22 protein-coding genes are annotated in these 19,167 nt (G+C 71.7%); 11 read left to right on the plus strand and 11 right to left on the minus strand.

Going from position 1 to position 19,167, the window contains the following annotated elements:
- Positions 1-69: 69 nt before the first annotated feature.
- On the plus strand, positions 70-909 hold the full coding sequence (locus MQV74_RS04580) for an SDR family oxidoreductase (protein ID WP_242714723.1): 840 nt from the start codon (positions 70-72) through the stop codon (positions 907-909).
- Between the two features lie 7 nt (positions 910-916).
- On the opposite strand, the gene MQV74_RS04585 is transcribed toward MQV74_RS04580, so the two are convergent.
- Positions 917-1,294, minus strand: coding sequence for a nuclear transport factor 2 family protein (locus MQV74_RS04585; protein ID WP_242714724.1), 378 nt, complete (start codon positions 1,292-1,294; stop codon positions 917-919).
- Between the two features lie 314 nt (positions 1,295-1,608).
- Between MQV74_RS04585 and MQV74_RS04590 the strand changes: the two genes are divergently transcribed.
- The 4 genes from MQV74_RS04590 (at position 1,609) to MQV74_RS04605 (ending at position 6,444) form a co-directional block, all read left to right on the plus strand.
- Positions 1,609-2,028 carry a hypothetical protein gene (locus MQV74_RS04590; protein WP_242714725.1) on the plus strand — a complete coding sequence of 140 codons (420 nt, stop codon included), beginning with the start codon at positions 1,609-1,611 and terminating at the stop codon, positions 2,026-2,028.
- Entirely contained in the window at positions 2,019-2,936 is a 918-nt protein-coding gene (locus MQV74_RS04595) for a hypothetical protein (RefSeq protein WP_242714726.1), read from the plus strand. The genes MQV74_RS04590 and MQV74_RS04595 overlap by 10 nt, the downstream gene beginning before the upstream one ends.
- A 404-nt stretch (positions 2,937-3,340) precedes the next feature.
- The gene (locus MQV74_RS04600; protein ID WP_374120584.1) at positions 3,341-4,102 is read left to right on the plus strand and encodes an HAD family hydrolase; all 762 of its coding nucleotides are present in this window, start codon (positions 3,341-3,343) and stop codon (positions 4,100-4,102) included.
- A complete protein-coding gene (locus tag MQV74_RS04605) occupies positions 4,099-6,444 on the plus strand; it encodes a glycoside hydrolase family 65 protein (protein ID WP_242714727.1) in 2,346 nt (781 codons plus the stop codon). Before MQV74_RS04600 ends, MQV74_RS04605 begins: the two co-directional genes overlap by 4 nt.
- Positions 6,445-6,457: 13 nt before the next feature.
- Here the strand turns inward: MQV74_RS04605 and MQV74_RS04610 are convergent, their stop codons facing one another.
- Complete coding sequence (locus tag MQV74_RS04610) at positions 6,458-7,261, minus strand: aminotransferase class IV family protein (protein WP_242714728.1); 804 nt, start codon at positions 7,259-7,261, stop codon at positions 6,458-6,460.
- A gap of 107 nt (positions 7,262-7,368) precedes the next feature.
- On the opposite strand from MQV74_RS04610, the gene MQV74_RS04615 reads away from it, so the two are divergent.
- Entirely contained in the window at positions 7,369-7,713 is a 345-nt protein-coding gene (locus tag MQV74_RS04615) for a MerR family transcriptional regulator (protein WP_242714729.1), read from the plus strand.
- Positions 7,714-7,751: 38 nt separating this feature from the next.
- Here MQV74_RS04615 and MQV74_RS04620 read toward each other — a convergent pair whose 3' ends face one another.
- From MQV74_RS04620 to MQV74_RS04635, 4 genes are all read right to left on the minus strand, one after another.
- Positions 7,752-8,621 carry a class I SAM-dependent methyltransferase gene (locus MQV74_RS04620; protein ID WP_242714730.1) on the minus strand — a complete coding sequence of 290 codons (870 nt, stop codon included), beginning with the start codon at positions 8,619-8,621 and terminating at the stop codon, positions 7,752-7,754.
- 27 nt (positions 8,622-8,648) lie between these two features.
- Entirely contained in the window at positions 8,649-8,993 is a 345-nt protein-coding gene (locus tag MQV74_RS04625; protein WP_242714731.1) for a VOC family protein, read from the minus strand.
- 14 nt (positions 8,994-9,007) lie between these two features.
- The gene (locus MQV74_RS04630; protein WP_242714732.1) at positions 9,008-9,184 is read right to left on the minus strand and encodes a CopG family transcriptional regulator; all 177 of its coding nucleotides are present in this window, start codon (positions 9,182-9,184) and stop codon (positions 9,008-9,010) included.
- Between the two features lie 66 nt (positions 9,185-9,250).
- Positions 9,251-10,624 (minus strand): serine hydrolase domain-containing protein, encoded by a 1,374-nt coding sequence (locus MQV74_RS04635; protein ID WP_242714733.1) that lies wholly within the window; start codon positions 10,622-10,624, stop codon positions 9,251-9,253.
- A gap of 104 nt (positions 10,625-10,728) precedes the next feature.
- On the opposite strand from MQV74_RS04635, the gene MQV74_RS04640 reads away from it, so the two are divergent.
- Positions 10,729-11,433: a TetR/AcrR family transcriptional regulator C-terminal domain-containing protein gene (locus MQV74_RS04640; RefSeq protein WP_242714734.1), complete on the plus strand. Its 705-nt coding sequence runs from the start codon at positions 10,729-10,731 to the stop codon at positions 11,431-11,433.
- 108 nt (positions 11,434-11,541) lie between these two features.
- On the opposite strand, the gene MQV74_RS04645 is transcribed toward MQV74_RS04640, so the two are convergent.
- The gene (locus tag MQV74_RS04645) at positions 11,542-12,132 is read right to left on the minus strand and encodes a lytic polysaccharide monooxygenase auxiliary activity family 9 protein (RefSeq protein ID WP_242714735.1); all 591 of its coding nucleotides are present in this window, start codon (positions 12,130-12,132) and stop codon (positions 11,542-11,544) included.
- A gap of 255 nt (positions 12,133-12,387) precedes the next feature.
- Entirely contained in the window at positions 12,388-12,846 is a 459-nt protein-coding gene (locus MQV74_RS04650; protein ID WP_242714736.1) for a carboxymuconolactone decarboxylase family protein, read from the minus strand.
- A gap of 86 nt (positions 12,847-12,932) precedes the next feature.
- Here MQV74_RS04650 and MQV74_RS04655 point away from each other — a divergent pair, with 86 nt between their 5' ends.
- Positions 12,933-13,808 (plus strand): sigma-70 family RNA polymerase sigma factor, encoded by an 876-nt coding sequence (locus MQV74_RS04655; RefSeq protein WP_242714737.1) that lies wholly within the window; start codon positions 12,933-12,935, stop codon positions 13,806-13,808.
- A 79-nt stretch (positions 13,809-13,887) separates the two neighbouring features.
- Here MQV74_RS04655 and MQV74_RS04660 read toward each other — a convergent pair whose 3' ends face one another.
- The gene (locus MQV74_RS04660) at positions 13,888-14,574 is read right to left on the minus strand and encodes a DUF4232 domain-containing protein (RefSeq protein ID WP_242714738.1); all 687 of its coding nucleotides are present in this window, start codon (positions 14,572-14,574) and stop codon (positions 13,888-13,890) included.
- 288 nt (positions 14,575-14,862) lie between these two features.
- Entirely contained in the window at positions 14,863-15,261 is a 399-nt protein-coding gene (locus MQV74_RS04665) for a winged helix-turn-helix transcriptional regulator (RefSeq protein ID WP_242714739.1), read from the minus strand.
- Between the two features lie 137 nt (positions 15,262-15,398).
- Here MQV74_RS04665 and MQV74_RS04670 point away from each other — a divergent pair, with 137 nt between their 5' ends.
- The 3 genes from MQV74_RS04670 to MQV74_RS04680 all read left to right on the plus strand — a co-directional run bounded on the left by MQV74_RS04670 (position 15,399) and on the right by MQV74_RS04680 (position 17,995).
- Complete coding sequence (locus MQV74_RS04670; RefSeq protein WP_242714740.1) at positions 15,399-15,830, plus strand: PPOX class F420-dependent oxidoreductase; 432 nt, start codon at positions 15,399-15,401, stop codon at positions 15,828-15,830.
- A gap of 270 nt (positions 15,831-16,100) precedes the next feature.
- Positions 16,101-17,543: an MFS transporter gene (locus MQV74_RS04675; RefSeq protein WP_242714741.1), complete on the plus strand. Its 1,443-nt coding sequence runs from the start codon at positions 16,101-16,103 to the stop codon at positions 17,541-17,543.
- Positions 17,543-17,995, plus strand: a complete 453-nt coding sequence (locus MQV74_RS04680; protein WP_242714742.1) for a MarR family winged helix-turn-helix transcriptional regulator — start codon at positions 17,543-17,545, stop codon at positions 17,993-17,995. The genes MQV74_RS04675 and MQV74_RS04680 overlap by 1 nt, the downstream gene beginning before the upstream one ends.
- Before the next feature lie 31 nt (positions 17,996-18,026).
- Here MQV74_RS04680 and MQV74_RS04685 read toward each other — a convergent pair whose 3' ends face one another.
- Entirely contained in the window at positions 18,027-19,127 is a 1,101-nt protein-coding gene (locus MQV74_RS04685; RefSeq protein WP_242714743.1) for a YncE family protein, read from the minus strand.
- Positions 19,128-19,167: the final 40 nt, after the last annotated feature.

Here is a 19,167-nt window from a genome sequence, read left to right on the forward strand (position 1 = left end):
TCCTTACGAAAGGTAAGCCCGGCTCCCTAACGTCAAGTGCCGTACCGCACAACGAACGAGGAGTCAGACATGATCGTGGTGACCGGCGCTACCGGCAATGTGGGGCGGCCCCTGACGCAGGCCCTGGCCGCGGCGGGCGAGCAGGTGACAGCGGTGTCACGGCACGCGGCGGACGTGCCCGACGGGGTCCGGCACATCCGGGCCGACCTGTCCGAGCCGCAGGGCCTCACCCCCGTGCTGGAGGGGGCGAAGGCGCTGTTCCTGCTGCTGTCCGGCGATCTGCACGCCCCCGACGCCCGACCGGCCGACCTCATCGACCGGGCCGCGGCCAGCGGGGTCCGCAAGGTCGTCCTGCTCTCCTCGCAGGGCGTGGCGACCCGCCCGCAAGGCCCCTCGCGGGTCGCGATGCGCGCGCTGGAGGACGCCTTGCGCGACTCCGGCCCGGACTGGGCCGTCGTGCGACCGGGCGGCTTCGCCTCCAACGCCCTGGCCTGGGCGGAGTCCGTCCGTACGCAAGGAACGGTCGCGGCGCCCTTCGGCGATGCCGGGGTCCCGGTCGTCGACCCCGCCGACATCGCCGAGGTCGCGGCGGCCTGCCTGCTGGACGACCGCCACACCGGCGGGATCTACGAACTGACCGGGCCGGAGGTGATCACCCCGCGTCAGCAGGCGCAGACCATCGCCACCGCGCTCGGCTCGCCGGTACGGTTCCACGAACTCACCCGCGCCGAGGCCAGGGCCGCGATGGTCCAGGCCGTTCCGGCGGAACTCGCCGACGACACCCTCGACATCATCGCCGCGCCGAACGCCGCCGAGCTCCGCATCAGCCCGGACGTGGAACGCGTCCTCGGGCGCACGCCGCGCCCCTTCGGCGACTGGGTCGAACGCAACATCGCCGCCTTCCGCTGAGGCAGGCTCATGACGAGGGCGGCTTGATCTCCCCCGCGAAGACGATGATCTGGTCGATGAGGCTGCGCCGCAGATGGACGACGTCCGTGCCCGCGAGGCGGGGGCCTCCGTCCGGTGTGGTGAACACCCACTGGTAGCGGGCCCACTCGTCCGGCATGTCCACCCCCGAGCACCGCACCATCGTGCCGGTGCCCGCCGGGTGGCGCCGGATGTCGAGCACGAACCGCTCGACCGCCTCGATGCCCTCGCTGCGGCCCAACGGCCCCCAGAACACCACGTCGGAGGTCAGGGCCTGGGCGAGCAGCGTGGTCACGTAGCCGTCGTTCGAGGCGTTGAAGGCGGAGATGAACGTGTCGATCGCGGATCGCGCGGTCTCTTCCTGCATGCACCAGTCATACCAGGCGCACCGCGGAACGCACCCGTGCCGGTCTCGGGGCCGCCCCGGTCCGGCGACGAGCCCACCACCACGCGTCCACGCTCCGACGACACTCCCGGCCAAGGGCTCGGCGATGGTGTGGCTCTTGGACGGGACCTGAATTGATGTGCATCACCGGGCGAAGGAACGGGCGAAACCAACCGCTCAGCACATGCGCCCCCCATGAGACCAGGGTCATTGCGCCCAGGCGCACACACGTTCCAGTCGGAAGGTGCGGCGCGTCAGACTCTTTGCGGCAGTACCAGACCAGTGATCGGAGAAACATGAGAACTCGTCTCGGCATCAAAGTGGCGACGCTGATCGGAGTTGTCGGCATGCTGGGCTCCGTGGGTGTCATGACGGCGAGCCCGGCCTCGGCGCACCCGACCTGCCCGTCCGGATACCACTGTGTGTTCAAGGACAACTTGGGCGACAACCAACGCCACAACTACTTCAACTCGGATAACGACTTCGGGAACGACCGCTTCACCAACAACGGTGGTGTCGTGGACTTCAACGTGACCGCGGCGAGCAATTCCTCCACCGGAGGCTACGAGAGCCACTACTACCTGCTCCCCGGCTACCGGGACTTCCTGTTCTGCGTGAATCCCGGGCACGCCACGCCGAACCACCTCCCCTCGTCCCTGAACGACCTGCCTGGCTCGCTTCAGCTCAGGGGAACGACGTCGATCCGATGCTATTGACCCGTCACGGGCAGTCGGTGCCTGGCAGCCGGCGGCTGTCAGGCACCGGCCTCGGGCCCGCGTTCCTCTCCGCGCTGGTCATCGCAGCAGGTACGGCATGCGCCGGCGGGGCGCCCGGACCTGCCCGCACCACACCCGCCCACCTGTTTCCGCCCATCCACGCCCAGGTGTACGGTCCGGCGGCGCAGGCAGCGGACCGGTCCATCTCGGCGGCCAAGGACAAGCTGATCGCCACCTGTATGGCGCGGAAGGGCTTCTCCTACGCGACCGAACGCCCCGAGGAGACCGCAGAACCGGACCGGCCCACGCCCTTCAGCTTCGAATCACTGAAGCGCTCCGTCGGCGCGAAGGCGAACCCACCGCTGGAAAAGCCCGGAGCCGTCAGCAAGGCCTACGTTCTCGCCCTCCACGGCCGGCAGGACGACCGCATCCTGGTGCGCGGAAAGGCCATGCAGGTGTCCCTCCCCGCGCACGGCTGTGTCGCGTACGCGGAGACCCGGCTGCTGGGAGACGAAAGGATCAGATGGAGCGAGATCCGTATGCGGCTCGGCGAAGCCGAGACGCAGGCTCAGCAGCTCCTCGCATCACGCCCGTCGTTCCGGAGACTGAACTCCCGGTGGAAACTCTGCATGAAAGACGTCGGCTACTCGTTCAGCACGCCGATCCAATTGCGCGATGCCCTGCCACGGAAGGCCGACGTCATCGACGATCCGCGTGTCGTGTCGGATGTCGCCTGCAAACGGAAGACGAACTATCTGAGGTCTGCGTACAGGGGCCTCGCACAAGCACAGCGCGACGTCATGAGAGACGACGGTCGGCTGCTCGCCGAGTGGACCTCCCTCGTCAGACAGCAGAAGCGGACTGCCCAACGGGTACTGAGCGCCGAAGAGAGTCGAGCGGGTCATTGACGGCAACGGCGTCACCCCGCTCGACCATCCGGCCGCAGGCCGGTGCACACCGCTGACCGGAGCGGGACGCGTTCCCGAAGACGTGAGAGCCCCGGCTGGACGGGGGAGACCAGCCGGGGCCGCAGGTGGTGACAGCGGAGGGCGGTCGCCTCTCGGCGGAGGGCTCCACAGGGCTTCAGCCGAACGATCGTCCCTGTGGGCCATGAGTGAGGCCCGGGGACACTGTCCCCTCCGCGGTCACGTGGAGAAGAACGGCGGACGGCCGCCCCTTGTTCCGGCCCCCTGGGCGCTCGGCGAGTGAAGTGGAGCACACCCCACCGGTCGGCGGTTCCCGAGACACCCGGTCGGCCGACAGCAGGTGCGTCCTCCTTGTTCAGAGGCGCCCGACCGGGAACACGCCCTTCATGACGGAACAAGGACCCCATCTGACCGAGCTCGGCCTTCCGGACACCGTCCGGGCCTGCCTCTTCGATCTCGACGGTGTGATCACCAAGACGGCCGTCGTCCACGCCGCCGCCTGGAAGGAGGCCTTCGACGCCTTCCTGCGCGTGCGGGAGGGCGACGGCTTCCGGCCGTTCGACCCGGTCGCCGAGTACGACGAGTACGTGGACGGCAGGCCGCGCGCCGACGGGGTGCGCTCCTTCCTCGCCTCCCGGGGCATCGACCTGCCCGAAGGCAGTCCCGACGACCCACCGGACCGGCCCACGGTCCACGGCGTGGGCAACCACAAGAACGCCCTGCTCCTGGAGAAGATCCGCACCGGCGGCGTCGAGGCCTACGACGGCACCCTGCGCTACGTCGAGGCCGCGCGCGCCGCGGGGCTGCGTACGGCGGTGGTCTCCTCCAGCGCCAACTGCCGCGACGTCCTGCGCTCGGTCGGGGCGGAGTCGCTCTTCGAGGTGCGCATCGACGGGGTGGTCGCCGCCGAGCGGAAGCTCCCGGGCAAGCCGCGGCCCGACACCTTCCTTGCCGCGGCGGGCGACCTCGGCGTCGAGCCCGCGCAGGCCGCGGTCTTCGAGGACGCGCTCGCCGGGATGGACGCGGGCCGCTCGGGCCACTTCGGCTACGTCGTCGGAGTGGACCGCGTCGGCCAGGCGGACGCCCTGCGGGCCCACGGCGCCGACCGGGTCGTGGGCGACCTCGCGGAGCTCGGGGGCGCGGCATGATCACTCACACGTCCTACGGCGTGGAGCCCTGGTGCCTGCGCGAGAACGTCCTGAACCTCGACGTCCTGCCGCAGAGCGAGTCGGTGTTCGCCCTGTCCAACGGCCACGTGGGCTGGCGCGGCAACCTGGACGAGGGCGAGCCGCACGGCCTGCCCGGGTCCTACCTCAACGGCGTCCACGAGACCCACCCGCTCCCCTACGCGGAGGCGGGCTACGGCTATCCGGAGTCCGGGCAGACGGTCATCAACGTGACCAACGGCAAGGTCATCCGTCTCCTGGTGGACGACGAGCCCTTCGACCTGCGCTACGGCCGCCTGGTCTCCCACGAACGGGTCCTCGACCTGCGCGCGGGGGTTTTGCGGCGCACCTGCGAGTGGACCTCCCCGGCCGGTCGCACCGTGCGGGTGCGCTCCACCCGACTGGTGTCGTTCACACAGCGTTCGGTGGCCGCCGTCGCCTACGAGGTCGAGGCCGTGGACAGCCAGGTCCGCGTGGTGGTCCAGTCGGAGCTGGTGGCCAACGAACAGCTGCCGAAGCCCGCCAAGGACCCCCGCGCGTCGGCCGTCCTCGAGTCGCCCCTCGCGCCGGAGGAGCACTTCGCGCGGGACGGGCGCCTCCGCCTCGTGCACCGCACCCGGCGCAGCGGGCTGCGGGTCGCCGCGGCCGCCGACCACACCGTCGACGGACCCGACAGGACCCGGACCGGCAGCGAGTCCGGCGACGACGTCGCCCGGCTCACCGTCACCTCCGTGCTCGAACCGGGCCAGCGGCTGCGCCTGGAGAAGATCGTGGCCTACGGCTGGTCGAGCACGCGGTCCCTGCCCGCCGTGAGCGACCAGGTCGACGCGGCGCTCGCGGCGGCCACCGACACCGGCTGGACGGGCCTCGCCGACGAGCAGCGGGCCTATCTGGACGCCTTCTGGGCGCACGCGGACGTCGAGGTCGACGGCGCGGAGGAGATCCAGCAGGCCGTCCGCTTCGCGCTCTTCCACGTCCTCCAGGCGGGGGCGCGGGCCGAGCGGCGCGCGATCCCGGCGAAGGGCCTGACCGGCTCCGGCTACGACGGCCACGCCTTCTGGGACACCGAGACGTTCGTCCTGCCGCTGCTGACGTACACCGCGCCGGACGCGGTCGCCGAGGCGCTGCGCTGGCGGCACGCGACGCTGCCTGCCGCGCGCGAGCGGGCCGCGCAGCTGGGCCTGCGGGGAGCGGCGTACCCCTGGCGCACGATCGAGGGGGCGGAGGGGTCCGCCTACTGGCCGGCCGGGACCGCGGCCTTCCACGTCAACGCCGACATCGCGGACGCCGTGGTGCGCTATGTGGAGGCCACCGGCGACGGGCAGTTCGTCCGTGACACCGCGGTCGAACTCCTGGTGGAGACGGCCCGGCTGTGGCGGTCGCTCGGCCACCACGACGCGCACGGGGCCTTCCACATCGACGGCGTGACGGGCCCGGACGAGTACAGCGCGATCGCCGACGACAACACGTACACGAACCTGATGGCGCGCGCCAATCTCCTCGCGGCGGCCGACTTCGCCGAGGCCCATCCCGAACCGGCCGCCGCGCTCGGCGTCGACGACGAGGAGAGCGCGGCCTGGCGGGACGCGGCGGAGGCCATGCACATCCCGTACAACGCCGATCTCGGGGTGCACGAGCAGCACGCGGGGTTCACCCGCTACCAGCGCTGGGACTTCGCGGCCACCCGGCCCGACCAGTACCCGCTGATGCTGCACTTCCCCTACTTCGACCTCTACCGCAAGCAGGTCGTCAAGCAGGCGGACCTCGTGCTCGCCATGTACACCTGCTCCGCCTTCTTCGACGAGGAGCACCTGGACCGCAACTTCGCCTACTACGAGCCGCTCACCGTCCGCGACTCCTCCTTGTCCGCGTGCGGCCAGGCGGTCATCGCGGCCCGCACCGGCCATCTGTCCCTCGCCTACGACTATCTGGTGGAGGCGGCGCTGATGGACCTGGAGGACCTGGAGAACAACACGCGCGACGGGCTGCACATCGCCTCTCTGGCCGGGACGTGGACGGCGCTCGTCGCGGGCTTCGGCGGGATGCGGCGCTGCGGGGACACGCTGGAGTTCACCCCCCGGCTGCCCGAGCGGCTGAGCCGGGTCACGTTCAAGCTCCAGCTGCTCGGCCGGTGCCTGCGCGTGGAGGTGCGCGCGACGGCGGTCACGTACACGGTCCTGAGCGGCCCGGAGCTGACGGTCCACCACTACGGCGAGCCGCTCACCCTCAGCCCCGAGGAGCCGCGCAGCCGGGAGCTCCCGGACCTCAAGCCCCGGCCCGCCCCCGACCAGCCGCCGCACCGCCGTCCGCACGCCCACCCCTGAGCGGGGGCGGCCGTCAGGGCGCCACGAGCGGCTCCGCCTCGTAGGCCTTGTGCAGCAGGTCCAGGAAGGCCGGGGCCTCGGGCAGCGGTGCGGAGCCGACGCGGTGGACGGGGACACCCGGCGTCCAGGAGTTCATGACGACGGCCCCGGACAGCGTCGGCAGGTCGGCGGGGGTGATCTCCCGCTCGTGCTGCGGGACCCCGAGGCGCTCAAGGCCGCGGCGGACGATGCCCATCGTGGTGCCGGTGAGGACGTCGGCGACGGGCCAGAGCACGGCGGAGCCGTCCCAGAAGGCCAGGTTCCAGATGGTGGCCTCGCTGAGGCGGCCGCGGCGGTCGAGGAAGGCCGCGTCGTCGAAGCCCTCCGCGACGGCCTGCCGCAGCAGGCGCGTCTTGGCCACCTCGCCCACGTGCTTCACACCGGGCAGGTCCCGCTCGTGCTCGACGGTGGCGAGGGCCAGCGGGCCCTCGGGGCCGGTGGCGGCCGGGCCGGTGCGGACGAGCACGGCGGGCTCGGCGTCGGGCCCGGCGGCGGTGAACTCGCCCGCCCGTGAGTACACCGTCGCCGTCAGGGAGAGGTCCCCCGGGCCTTCCGCGATCGCCGCCCGCAGCAGGGCGCGCATCCGCTCGTCGGACGGCGCCCGGCCGAACAGGTCCTGCGAGGCGTGCCGCAGCCTTCGCAGGTGGAGGTCGAGTCCGCGCACCCGGCCGTCGCGCACCTGCGCGGCGGTGAAGTGGGCGAAGCCCGCGAAGGCGAGCGGCGCCAGCTCCTCGGCGGTGGCCGGGCGACCGTCGATGTGGGTGACGAAAGAGGTCATGGCTGGGCTCCCGTGGTGTGCGGTGCCGGGCGTGGAATGCCTGGTCACGGGGCGACGTTAAGCCTTCACATCGGTGACAAGGTCAAGGGCGGACGAGGCGGGAGCAGATGCTGATCGGGGAGTTGTCCGGGCGTACCGGCGTCAGTGCGCGGCTGTTGCGGTACTACGAGGCCCAGGGCCTGCTGGAGGTGGAGCGCGGCCCGAACGGCTACCGCGAGTACGGCGAGGACGCGGTCCTCACCGTCCGCAAGGTGCGGGCCCTGCTGAACGCGGGCCTGACCACCGAGGTGATCCGTGAGGTGCTGCCCTGCACCCGGGGCGAACAGACCGGGTTCGACTGGTGCGCGGACTTGCGGGAGCTCCTTGACCGCGAGCTGGCGGCCATGGACGAGCGCATCGACGACCTCCGGCGCAGCCGGGGCGCGCTCGCGGGCTATATGACGCAGCCCTGACCCGGCGGGCGGGCGCCGCGACGCGCCCGCCCGAGGGGTCAGACGGTGGCCAGCAGGAGGTCTTCGCCGGTCGACGGGCGCAGGCCGTCGGCGCGGTCGGCGAAGTAGCGGGCGGCGAGCGCGCCGCCCGAGACGTGCCGGGCATCGGCGAAGCCCGCCTCACGGGCGAGGTCGAGCATGTCCTGCGGGGCGTAGAAGCTGATGAACGGCGTGCCGGACGCGCGGGCGCCCTCCGCGCTCGCCCGCAGGCCGGGCCGGTCGGCGGGGTCGACGAGCTCGGCCGGCAGCATGAAGGTCATGGCGAGCGTGGTGCCGGGGGCGAGCCCGGCGACCTCGCGCAGCGTCGCCGTGGTGGTCTCCTCGGTGAGGTACATGCTGACGCCGGTGGAGACCACGACCGCCGGGCGGCCGCGGTCGAAGCCCGCGGCGGCCAGCCGCTCGGGCCAGGGCTCGCCGGACTCGAAGTCGACCGGCACCAGGTGCAGCCACTCGGGGATGTCGTGGCCGAGTGCGGCCAGGCGGCGGCGCTTCCAGGCCTGGGTGCCGGGCTGATCCGCCTCGAAGACGTGCAGACGCGCGGCGAGTTCGGGCCTGCGCTGGGCGAAGGTGTCCAGGCCCGCGCCCAGGATGACGTACTGGGTGACGCCGTGCTCGGCCCGCTCGGCGATGAGGTCCTCGACGAAGCGGGCGCGGGCGACGATGGCCGCGCGGAATCCGCTGGTGGTCCGCGGATCCATGTCCGGCCGCTCGCGCCAGCCGTCGGCGGGGGCCGCGAGCCGCAGGCCGACCTCGTCCTCCAGCACGTGCGGCGGTGCGTCGACCTCCAGGTGCAGGGCCCGCCACAGGGCGGTGCGCACCGCCGTGTTGTCCGGCGCCCCGGTGTGCTCGGCGGTCTGCTCGACTGACATGGTGCGCCCTCTCGTCGTGGTCAACGGTCAGCTCCTGCCCGGGGCCTGGAGGCTCCACAGTCGCCCGTCGGGGTCGCGGACGGTCATCTCCCTGGTCCCGTAGTGGGTGTCCTCGAAGGGGGTGACCACCTCGACGGCGGAGTCGGCGGGGAACGCGTCCGCGTCCGGCACCTTCAGGACGAGCCGCGTCCGCGGCTCCTGGCTTTCGGGGACCTCCGCGATGAACACGTACGGGCCGTCGCCGTTGCGCAGTCGGCCGGAGTTGTGGTCCGTCGAGAACTCCAGTTCGTAGCCCAGATCCTGGAAGAACTTCGCCGCCTTGCCCCAGTTGTGCGTCTCCAGGAAGACGGCTTCGATGCCTTCGGTCGCCATGTCGGGCCTCCCTCTCAGTCCGCCCCGCCCGATCGCCGGTCCCGCGCGTGGGCGTCGTCGAGGTAGGCGCGCAGCGCCTCGGCGGTCAACGCCGACAACGACATGCCCGATTCGATGGCGCGGAACTTGACCTGCTTGATCAGTTCGAGCGGCAGATACACGTTGAACTGTTTGACTTCCTCATCACCCACGTCGGCGATGCTAGCATCCTAGCAAGCTAGGTCGCCAGAGTGTTCGATTGCGGGAGGGTGCGGGCGTCAGGGCGTCTCCACCCTGGTGAAGAGGCGGCCGCCGAGGTCGATGCCGGTGACCGTGCCGTCGGCGTCACGGGAGAAGTAGCCGCGCTCCCCCTTGAGGCCGCCTTCCAGGACGAGGTACTCGTCGCGGCCGCCGGGGAGGAAGGCGATGGCCGCGGGCGGGTAGCCGGGAGGCATCTCCTCGTCCGAGGCCTCGCGGATCTCCGGCTTGATCTCAACGGCCAGGGTGAGGCGGGTGCCGTCGGCGGCGACGTCGACGTTCATGGCGTCGATGTCGTAGCGGCCCGCGGCCTGCCGGGCCGGTGCGTCCTCGTACGGGAGCGGCTCCGGCTCCCTCTCGACGACGCCGAGGTAGTGCTCCAGGGCCCACTTCACGACGGACTGGTTGCAGGTGTAGCCGTCCGGGCCGACGTTCGACAGGGCGACCACCGCGAAGTTCCGCTCCGGCACGATGAGCAGTTCGGCGAACTGCCCGTTGCCCGAGCCGCCGTGCCCGATCCCCCGGACGCCGTCCAGGTCGTGCAGGAACCAGCAGATGCCGAAGCCGTCACCGAGCGAGCTGGAGCGCAGGTCGACCGTGCGCTCGCGCATGCGGTGCAGCGCCTCGGCGGGCAACACGCCCTCACCGTCGCCGAGTTGGAACCGCGCCCAGCGCAGCAGGTCGCTCGCCGTGGAGGCGAGGCCGCCGCCGGGGTTGTCGCCGCGCGCGCCCTCCCTGAAGGCTCCCCACGGCCGGGCGGGCCGCAACGCGCCGTCGCCGTCGCGGTTGTAGCCCACCGCGAACTTGCGGACCATCACCTCGGCCAGGCCGTAGACGGTGTCCGAAAGACCCACCGGCTCCAGGACGAGCGAGGCCACCGCCTGCTCGAAGGGGAGGTCCGTGACCTTCTCGATGATCCGCCCGAGGACGTTGTACCCCGCCTGGCTGTACGAGGCGCGGGCGCCGGGCGGCGCGATCAGCGGCAGCTCGTGCAGCTTCGCCACGAGCCCGGCGAGCGAGCGGTCGCCCCGGCCGTCGTCGATCAGGTTCCAGTCCAGGCCCGCGGTGTGGTTGAGCAGGTGCAGGACGGTGATCCGCTCCGCCGCCCCCTCGTCGGCGAGCCGCAGCTCGGGGACGTAGCGCCGCACCGGGGCGTCCAGGTCGACCTTCCCCTCGGCGACCAGGCGCATCAGGGCGGTCGCGGTGAACGTCTTGGACACCGACGCCAGGTGGAACACCGTCTTCTCGTCGACCGGCACCGGAGCGCCGAGGCTCGTCACGCCGTGCGACGCGAAGATCTCCTGGCCGTCCACCAGGACCCCCACGGACATGCCGGGCACCCCGAACTCCGCGGCCCGCGCCTTGACCACCTCGGCCAGCTTCTCCTGCGACATCGCTCCCCCTCCGGGCACTTGAACTAAGTACGAGTGCAGCGTAGACCGCATCTTGAACTAAGTGCAAGAGCGGGCATGAACTAAGTGCAAGTAGGGTGACCGTCATGGTGCGAGACACGCTCACCGCAGACCGGATCGTCCGTGCGGCCATCGAGCTCCTGGACGACGAGGGCCTCGACGGCCTGAACATGCGCAGCCTGGCCCGACGGCTCGGCTCGGCCGCCACGGCCGTCTACTGGCACATCAAGACCAAGGACGAGCTGGTCCGGCTCGCCAGTGACGCGGCCTGGCAGGAGGTCGAGCTGCCGGACCTCGACGCCACCGACTGGCGCACGGCCGCCACCGCCCAGGCCGCCGCCATGCACGCGATGCTCACCCGGCACCCCTGGCTCGGCCAGGCGTTCGGCAGCCACCTCATGCACGGTCCGGGCCAGGCGCGCTTCGACGACCTCAGCCTCGCGGTCTACGAGAAGGCGGGCTTCGCCGCCGACGACGCGGACCGGGCCGCCGCCACGGTGTTCATCTTCGTCCTCGGCAGTGCGCTCGGGCCCGCCGCGGAGGTCTCGCTGAAGCGCCGCCTCGGCAAGAACGGCGCGGACGCCGAGCAGTTGATGGCCGACGCCATGACCCGGGCCGCCGAGGACGCCGAGCCCTACCCGCGGCTGCGCGCACGCCTCGGCACCGCCTCCGCCGAGCAGTACGCCGCGGCGCCCGACGACAGCTTCGCGTTCGGCCTCGGGGCCATCCTCGACGGCTTCGAGGCCCGGCTCTCCGCGCAGCGCGCGGCCGGAGCCGCGCGGAACGGGTGAACGCGCGCGCCACCACCGCGGGAGCCCCGGGTCGGTGACCGACCCGGGGCCAGGTCCCGGCGTTCGCCGATGAGCCGGGGAGGTGGTGGCGAAGTGCGCGGGGACCCGTCAGAAGCGCACGTCGGAGCAGGCGTAGAAGGCGTTTCCGGTGTCTGCGATGGTCCAGACGCCGAGGATGAGGTGGCGGCCGGTCTTCTGGGGCAGGGTCCCGGCGTGGGTGACCGTGGAGCCGGGTGGACGGCCGCCGAAGGCGACCGTGAGGAACGGCTGGGGGTCAAGGTCGGCCCTGGTCAGCGGCTTGGTGGCGTCCCAGCCGTCCTTGGTGATGTAGTAGCGGAAGTCGGTCGTGGCGTGGCGGGCGGTGATGCGCCAGACGAAGGTGTGGCTCTGGCCCGCGGTCAGGCCGGTCGTCGGCCAGTTGCCGCCTCGCGGATCGTCCAGTTCGTGGAAGCGCCCGATGCCGCCCGAGCAGATGTGCCCGTCGGCGGGCCCGCGCGCGGGGAACCCCTTGGGCCCCTCCACACTCGGCGGCTCCCACTGGATCTGCCCGCAGTTGCGGACGGTGCCGTTGCCGCACAACTGCTGCCGGCTGACGGGCGAGTCGGTGTAGCCGTGGCCCTGGGCGCTGCCGCTGGTGGCGAGCACGGCCGTGCCTGCGAGACCGAGGCCCAGGAGTAACGAGGTGAGCTTTCTGCGCATGCTGCGCTCCCGTGGTCCGAGGGTGCGGGTGGGGGCGGACGCGCACCCTCGGACGCACTGCCTGAGCGAACGGTGAGGGCAGGGCGGCAGCACGGAAACAACCGGAGGGCACACGTCCGACGCGGTCTAGACCAAGTCCGAGACTAGCCCCAGGGTTTGGTCATGTCCATACCAATGACAGCCCGTCAGGGCAAGCGGAGCGACCTGACCACCTCGCGCGCCGCTCCCCTTCGTCGCCGCCGCGCGCGGCCCGGCTCAACCCCAGGTCCGACCGGCCGGTTCCTTGATGGTGCGGTTGATCCGGTTGAAGAAGTTGGTCAGCGCGATCTCCAGGTTGAGCGCGCCGATCTCCTCCTCCGTGAAGTGGGCGTCGACCTCGTCCCAGATCGCGTCGGTGACGCCCTCCGCACCGTCCTGCAGCCGGGTCGCGCCCTCGGTGAGGGCCAGTGCCGCGCGCTCCGCGTCCGTGTAGAACGGCGCCTCACGCCACGCCGCCACGCCGTGCAGCCGCTCGTCGGTCTCACCGGCCTTCTTCCCCCCGGCGACACCTGCGTAGACACATGCCGAGCAGCCGTTGATCTGGCTGGCCCGCACATGGACCAGCGCGAGCAGCTTCGGGTCGACTCCCCCGGCCGCGATCGCCTTGTGGAGGTGCTGGATCGCGGTCCACGCGTCCGGGTTGCTGGCCTTCTTGTTCTTGAGCCGGTTCTCCATGCGAGAGTGCACTCCTCCATCGGGTTACGTCGCCGGGCTCGTGCCCGTCACCCCTATGACGGAGCAGCTTCGAGAGAGGTAACACCATGTCCGGCACCCACCCCGCGGATCCGATCGCCGATGCCTTCGAGGCCCACCGCGACCGCCTCCGCGCCGTCGCCCACCGCGTGCTCGGCTCGTACGCCGACGCGGAGGACGTGGTCCAGGAGGCGTGGCTACGGCTTCAGCGCCAGGACGCCGACACCATCGACAACCTCGGCGGCTGGCTGACCACCGTGGTCGGCCGCATCAGCCTCGACGTGCTGCGCTCGGGCCGCACCCGCCCCGACGTCCCCCTCGACGACCGTCTTCCCGAGTACACCGTGACGCTCGACGACGCTCCCGCTCCCGAGGAACTCGTGGCACTCGGGGACTCGGTCGGGCTCGCGCTCCTCACGGTCCTCGACTCGCTGCGCCCGGACGAACGGCTCGCGTTCGTCCTGCACGACGTGTTCGCCGTGCCCCACGGGGAGATCGCCACCATCCTCGGCAAGTCCGCGGACGCCACCAAGATGCTCACCAGCCGCGCCCGCAGGAAGGTCCGCGCGGCCCGGCAGCCGGAAGGCACCGGACGACAGCAACGGGAAGTGGTCGGGGCCTTCCTGGCGGCGGCCCGCGAGGGGCAGTTCGAGCAGCTGTTGCAAGTCCTGCACCCCGAGGTGGAGTTCACCGTGCACGCCCCGGGCGGCCGGTTCGTCACGATCGGGGCCACCGAGGTCGCCGCCCGCGCCCGGGTGGCCGGCAGCGCGGCTCACGGACGTACGGCGACCGTCAACGGCCGCCCCGGTGTCATCTCCTGGAACCAGGACGGCACCCCGGCCGCCCTCCTCGCCTTCACCGTCATCGACGGCCGCATCACCGCGATCACCGCGGTCGTCGACCCGGCTCACCTCGCGCTCATGGACCTGCCGGAGCCGGAGTGACTCCCTACTGGAGACGGCGGCCCACCCTGGTGGGGGCCTGAGGGGAGTCGCGGGCGCGTCGAGCCGAGAGCGGCGTGGGTCAGCCGCCCTGGCCCGCGCTGCCGATCGGGCCGACCGTCACCGGCGCACCGGAGCCGTCGGTGACGGGCAGGGTGCCCTTGCCCGGCCACTCGATGCTGAACGACTTCGTCTCGCCGGGCGGGGTCACCACGAGCCCGGTGACGGTGACACCCGAGCCGCCCGAGTCGTTCATCGGGTAGTTGATGCCGAAGGACACCGACTTCCCGGCCTTGAGGACCATCTGGTCGGCGGGCTGACCGGTGCGCTCGGCGGACAGGTTCCCCTCGCTGGTCTTCAGGTCGACACCCGCGAACCCCGCCATCGTGCAGTCCCGGCCGCCGTTCTCCATCGTCACCGCGACGGAGGCGTCGGAGTCCCCGTCGATGGTGCTGTCCGACGCGGTGATGTTCAGCGCGTCCGTACGGCACTTGCCCGTCTTGCCGCTCGCGCCGGATCCGGCCCCGGACGTGGCGCCCTGGCCGCCCGAGCTCTTGCCCGCGGAGTTCTTCCCCGTGGACTCCTGCCCCGCGGAGTCCTTCCCGCCGCCCTGGTCCGAACCGCTCGATCCCGAACCGCCGGCCGAGGACGACGCGGAGGACCCGGACGACGAGTCGCCCTTCCCCGAGTCGTCACCGTCGTTGCAGGCCGTGAGCGAAAGACCCGCGACGACGGCCAGGGCGGCGAAGGTGAGCTGGTGAACACGCATCGTTTCTTCCTCAGGATCGGTGGGGAGTGTGCCTGCTGCCCGGTACGCATCGGTACGAGCGGGCAGTTCTGAGCAGCAGGACCGGTCGGGACCGGCGCACCGTTCCGCCCCACCCTCCGCTAATACATCGCTGTTACACGCACAGCCGGGCCTCACCCCCGCCACCACCACCGGGCACACCCCGCACGACGGGCCGGGACGGCCGTTCCCGCCGCCTTCGCGCACCTGTTCGCGACAACTGCCGCCTGGGACCGACCCGTTACCCGCCGACCCTTGACCGCTGCGGAGCTACGGCGTCTCCGGGCGCTCCTGGGTGACGTCCGCCGGGGCGGCGTCGTGGGCGGACGCGGGTGCGTGCCGGGCGGCCCAGACGGTGAGGCCGGTGAGCTGGGCGTACAGCTCGCGCGCCTCCTCGGTCGCGGTGTACTCGACCTTGGGCGGCACCGTGGGGTACACCGTGCGGGTCAGCAGGCCGTTGCCTTCGAGGTCGCGCAGCGTCAGGGTGAGGATCCGGCGGCTGATGCCGTTCAGCGAACGTTCGAGTTCGGCGAAACGGACGGGCCCCCGCGTGGTCTCGCTCAGGACTCCGAGGCTCCACTTGCCGCTCACCCTGCCGAGCACGTCGAGGACGGTGCAGACCTCGCGGCCCGCGGGCTCCGCGGCGGTGCACGTGTTCTTACGTGACATAAATGTGCCTTCTTCCGTTGTGCGGCGTGCTCTCCGAGGATGAGGCGCGGGCACGTCGGTGCCCCCCGTGAGAGACGGCCTCGGCCCCTCGCGGTGATCCACATGCTCGACGAGCGACGAGAGACGAGGAACGACGAGTGAACAACGTCCGCAGGACGGAAGAGCTTCCCGCGCCGGTGGCGCTCGACGCGGCGGTGAGGGAACTGCTCGACGGGCGGAACTTCGCCGTGGTGGCGACGCTGAACCCCGACGGCGGCCCCCAGACGTCCGTCGTCTGGGTCGGGAGGCAGCAGGACGCCGTGGTCTTCTCCACGACCGCGGGCCGGAAGAAGGCGCGCAACCTCGCCCGGGACCCGCGGATCAGCCTGACGGTGTACGACCTCGCGAACCCCTACCGCTCCGCGGAGATACGGGGAACGGCCGAGTTGCTGCCGGACCCGGACAAGGCGCTGCCGCGCGAGCTGTCGCAGCGATACCTCGGCGAGGACCCCCCGGCGGAGCCGGATGACGTCGTCCGCCTGGTCGTACGGATCACCGCGGCGAAGGTGATCGCGACAGCTCTCCAGTAGGGCCGCGGCAGGTCTGCCCCGTGGATGCCGCGGCAGGGGCTCGGTCGGTGTCCTCGCCGCCGCTACGACGGCCCTCGACGACCAGGGCGAGGCGATCGCGCCGATCAGTTCGAGGGCGCGCTCCGGCCAGGTCGGGGAAGTCTCGCACCACGGCCCGGCAGTTACGGGTCAACTCCGCACCGCGATCGCCGCCCAAAGAGCACGACAGCACGGCCCATTCACTTGTACTCTTACAATGATTTCACTAACACAAGTAAATGGAGCTCCGTCATGCCCGACGCCCCCTCCCGGCGGCCCTGGCTCGTGCTCGCCATCTGCTGCATGAGCCTGCTGATCGTCAGCCTCGACAACACGATCCTGAACGTCGCTCTCCCTTCCATCCAACGCGATCTGCACACATCGGTGTCCGGACTCCAGTGGACCGTCGACGCCTACACGCTCGTCCTGGCAAGCCTGTTGATGTTCTCCGGGTCGACCGGCGACCGGGTGGGCCGCCGCCGGGTCTTCCAGGTGGGGCTCGTCGTGTTCACCGCGGCCTCGCTCCTGTGCAGCCTCGCCCCCGGCCTCGGCTGGCTCGTCGTCGCGCGGATGCTCCAGGCGGTCGGCGGCTCGATGCTGAACCCGGTCGCCATGTCGATCATCACCAACACCTTCACCGACGCCCGGGACCGCGCCCGTGCCATCGGGGTGTGGAGCGGAGTCGTGGGCATCAGCATGGCCGCGGGGCCGATCGTGGGCGGAGCCCTGGTGGAGTCCGTCGGCTGGCGGTCCATCTTCTGGCTCAACGTGCCGATCGGCCTGGCCGCGCTGTTCCTGACGCGTCGTTACGTACCGGAGTCACGAGCTCCGCGGGCCCGGCGGATGGATCCGGTCGGCCAGGTCCTCATCGCCGTGCTCCTCACCTCGCTCACGTACGCGATCATCGAGTCGCCCGAGCGCGGCTGGACCTCGCCGCTCGTCGTCGGCTGCGCGGCCGCGGCGCTGTGCGCGCTGCTCGGTCTGCTGTGGTTCGAGCCGCGGCGCAGTGACCCCCTCATCGACCTGCGCTTCTTCCGTTCCGCACCGTTCTCGGGGGCCACCGCGATCGCGGTCGTCACGTTCGCCGCGCTGGGCGGCTTCCTGTTCGTCAGCTCCCTGTACCTGCAGAACGTGCGGGGCTACGACGCCTTGCACGCAGGCCTGTTCATGCTGCCGATGGCGGTCATGGCGCTGCTGGCCGCGCCGCTGTCCGGCCGCCTCGTGGCCACGCGGGGGCCGCGCCGTCCGCTGCAGCTCGCCGGGGCGGCGCTGTGCGCGAGCGCCGTGCTCCAGGCGCTCACCTACGCCGAGCGTCTTCCCACATCTGTGCTCGTCGTCGCGTATCTGCTCTTCGGCACCGGCTTCGGCCTGGTCAACGCGCCCATCACCAATACGGCGGTGTCGGGGATGCCCCGCGCGCAGGCGGGTGTCGCCGCGGCCGTGGCCTCCACCAGCCGCCAGATCGGCCAGACCCTCGGCGTGGCCGTCATCGGCGCCCTCATGGCGGGCACGGCCCGCACGGACACGGCGGCCTTCGTCGACGCGGGCCGGACCGCGTGGTGGATCGTCGCCGGGTGCGGCGCCGCCGTACTGATCCTGGGTACCCTCACTACCGGCCGCTGGGGCCGGGCAACGGCGCAGCGCACCGCGCGGCAGTTCGCTGCCGAGGAGACCAAGGAGAAGCTGAACGCCTGATGGAGCGCCTGCACGCCGACAAGGGCCCCGAGAAGGACGACGACACCGCCAGGGCGGCAGCCCGCGCCTGGCAGGGGCTGCACACGCTCCTGCTGGAGCGCCACGACCTCCGCAAGGCCGTCTCGGAAGCCCTCGGCATGAGCTTCAGCCGGGTGCGGGCGCTGCGTCGCCTCGCCGCGGGGCCGATCAGCCTGCGGGAGCTGGCCGAGCGGCTCGGCGCGGACCCGCCCTACACCACGGTCATCGTCGACGACCTCGTGCGCCGCGGCCTGGCCGAGCGCATCACCAACCCCACCGACCGCCGCTCCAAGCTGGTCCACCTCACCGAGGACGGCCAGGAGAAGGCCGAGCGGGCCGTCGCCATGCTCACCACCCCGCCCGACGCGCTGCTCGCCCTGCCCCGTGAGGACATCGAGGCGCTCGACCGGGTCGTGGCGAAACTCCTCGACTGAGCCTGCCCGAGCCCACGGGCGGCGCCTCCCGTCAGAAGTTGACGATCTGGAGGGCGAAGCCGGAGTCGTCGACATAGGTGGCTCCGGAGAGGTAGAGCGTTTCCCCGTCGGGCCCCACGGTCAGCCCGTACGCGCGCTCCACGTCGAAGTCGGTGACCGTCTCGTCGGTGACCTGGGTGTGGGTGTCCGTCGTGTAGGACAGCACCTTCGGCGCGGTCCGGTGGTCGTCCACGAGCACGTGGAAGCGGGTGCCGTCCTGGCTCACGGCCGGGCTCGACACCGGGGAGAAATCCGACCGGAAGTCGATGGCCGTCAGGACGCTGTCGCGCGTGATGTCGACCACGGCGGCGTGTCCGTCCGGCTTGGACAGCGCGTACAGGCGGCGGCCGTCGGGGGTGAGCGCCAGCTCGTCGACGAACCCGGTGGCCGCGATGGTGCGCACCACCTTCGGGACGCCCGCCGAGGCGTCCAGATGGGTCAGGCCGACGTCGCCGCCGACGTAGACGTCCTTGCCGTTCGGCCGTACGACGATGTCGCGCGGGCTGTCGCCGGGCAGCGGCACGGTCGCGGTGAACGCGCGCCGGGCCGTGGAGAACACCAGGAGCCGGGACGGGCCGACGCTCGGCCCGTCGGCGTGCGGTCCGCTCTGGTCCAGGTAGATCGTCGTCCCGTCCGGGCTGATGGCCATGCGTGACAGCGATCCGGGCCGGGAGCCGGGAGGCCGGGGCTGGTCGGGGACGGGGAAACTGGCGCGCAGGGTGCGGGTGGCCGTGTCGATCACATTGAGGGTGCCTTCGGTGACCAGGTAGATCAGTCGGCCGCGGGCGCCGAACACCAGGGGCCCGGCCCACCGTCCGGGGCCCGTGGGCACCTCCGCGGTGACCTCACCGGCCTGGGTGTCGACGACGTACAGCTTGGTGCCGGTGGCCTCGGCCGCCCCGACGTACGCCTGGGTGCCGTCCGCGCTGACCAGCGGGGCGCGCGCGTGCCGGGCCGCGGGGAAGGGGATGAGGTTCTCCACGCCCGGGACCGGCTCCGGGTCCGCGGTGGCGACACCCACGCCGGTGACCAGCAGCACCCCGACGGCCATCAGCGACGTCAGCCAACGGGCTCTGGAACCAAGGGACTTCATGCCACCCTCCCCCACGGACACACCGCGCCCTCGCGTCGGC

It is taken from the genome of Streptomyces sp. AN091965, from assembly GCF_022698285.1.
Classification (GTDB): domain Bacteria; phylum Actinomycetota; class Actinomycetes; order Streptomycetales; family Streptomycetaceae; genus Streptomyces.

What these genes read in the sequence shown, in the direction of transcription:
- MQV74_RS04580 (WP_242714723.1), top strand. Translation starts at nt 70, where the DNA reads ATGATCGTGGTGACCGGCGCTACCGGCAATGTGGGGCGGCCCCTGACG.
- MQV74_RS04585 (WP_242714724.1), bottom strand. Translation starts at nt 1,294, where the DNA reads ATGCAGGAAGAGACCGCGCGATCCGCGATCGACACGTTCATCTCCGCC.
- MQV74_RS04590 (WP_242714725.1), top strand. Translation starts at nt 1,609, where the DNA reads ATGAGAACTCGTCTCGGCATCAAAGTGGCGACGCTGATCGGAGTTGTC.
- MQV74_RS04595 (WP_242714726.1), top strand. Translation starts at nt 2,019, where the DNA reads ATGCTATTGACCCGTCACGGGCAGTCGGTGCCTGGCAGCCGGCGGCTG.
- MQV74_RS04600 (WP_374120584.1), top strand. Translation starts at nt 3,341, where the DNA reads ATGACGGAACAAGGACCCCATCTGACCGAGCTCGGCCTTCCGGACACC.
- MQV74_RS04605 (WP_242714727.1), top strand. Translation starts at nt 4,099, where the DNA reads ATGATCACTCACACGTCCTACGGCGTGGAGCCCTGGTGCCTGCGCGAG.
- MQV74_RS04610 (WP_242714728.1), bottom strand. Translation starts at nt 7,261, where the DNA reads ATGACCTCTTTCGTCACCCACATCGACGGTCGCCCGGCCACCGCCGAG.
- MQV74_RS04615 (WP_242714729.1), top strand. Translation starts at nt 7,369, where the DNA reads ATGCTGATCGGGGAGTTGTCCGGGCGTACCGGCGTCAGTGCGCGGCTG.
- MQV74_RS04620 (WP_242714730.1), bottom strand. Translation starts at nt 8,621, where the DNA reads ATGTCAGTCGAGCAGACCGCCGAGCACACCGGGGCGCCGGACAACACG.
- MQV74_RS04625 (WP_242714731.1), bottom strand. Translation starts at nt 8,993, where the DNA reads ATGGCGACCGAAGGCATCGAAGCCGTCTTCCTGGAGACGCACAACTGG.
- MQV74_RS04635 (WP_242714733.1), bottom strand. Translation starts at nt 10,624, where the DNA reads ATGTCGCAGGAGAAGCTGGCCGAGGTGGTCAAGGCGCGGGCCGCGGAG.
- MQV74_RS04640 (WP_242714734.1), top strand. Translation starts at nt 10,729, where the DNA reads ATGGTGCGAGACACGCTCACCGCAGACCGGATCGTCCGTGCGGCCATC.
- MQV74_RS04645 (WP_242714735.1), bottom strand. Translation starts at nt 12,132, where the DNA reads ATGCGCAGAAAGCTCACCTCGTTACTCCTGGGCCTCGGTCTCGCAGGC.
- MQV74_RS04650 (WP_242714736.1), bottom strand. Translation starts at nt 12,846, where the DNA reads ATGGAGAACCGGCTCAAGAACAAGAAGGCCAGCAACCCGGACGCGTGG.
- MQV74_RS04655 (WP_242714737.1), top strand. Translation starts at nt 12,933, where the DNA reads ATGTCCGGCACCCACCCCGCGGATCCGATCGCCGATGCCTTCGAGGCC.
- MQV74_RS04660 (WP_242714738.1), bottom strand. Translation starts at nt 14,574, where the DNA reads ATGCGTGTTCACCAGCTCACCTTCGCCGCCCTGGCCGTCGTCGCGGGT.
- MQV74_RS04665 (WP_242714739.1), bottom strand. Translation starts at nt 15,261, where the DNA reads ATGTCACGTAAGAACACGTGCACCGCCGCGGAGCCCGCGGGCCGCGAG.
- MQV74_RS04675 (WP_242714741.1), top strand. Translation starts at nt 16,101, where the DNA reads ATGCCCGACGCCCCCTCCCGGCGGCCCTGGCTCGTGCTCGCCATCTGC.
- MQV74_RS04680 (WP_242714742.1), top strand. Translation starts at nt 17,543, where the DNA reads ATGGAGCGCCTGCACGCCGACAAGGGCCCCGAGAAGGACGACGACACC.
- MQV74_RS04685 (WP_242714743.1), bottom strand. Translation starts at nt 19,127, where the DNA reads ATGAAGTCCCTTGGTTCCAGAGCCCGTTGGCTGACGTCGCTGATGGCC.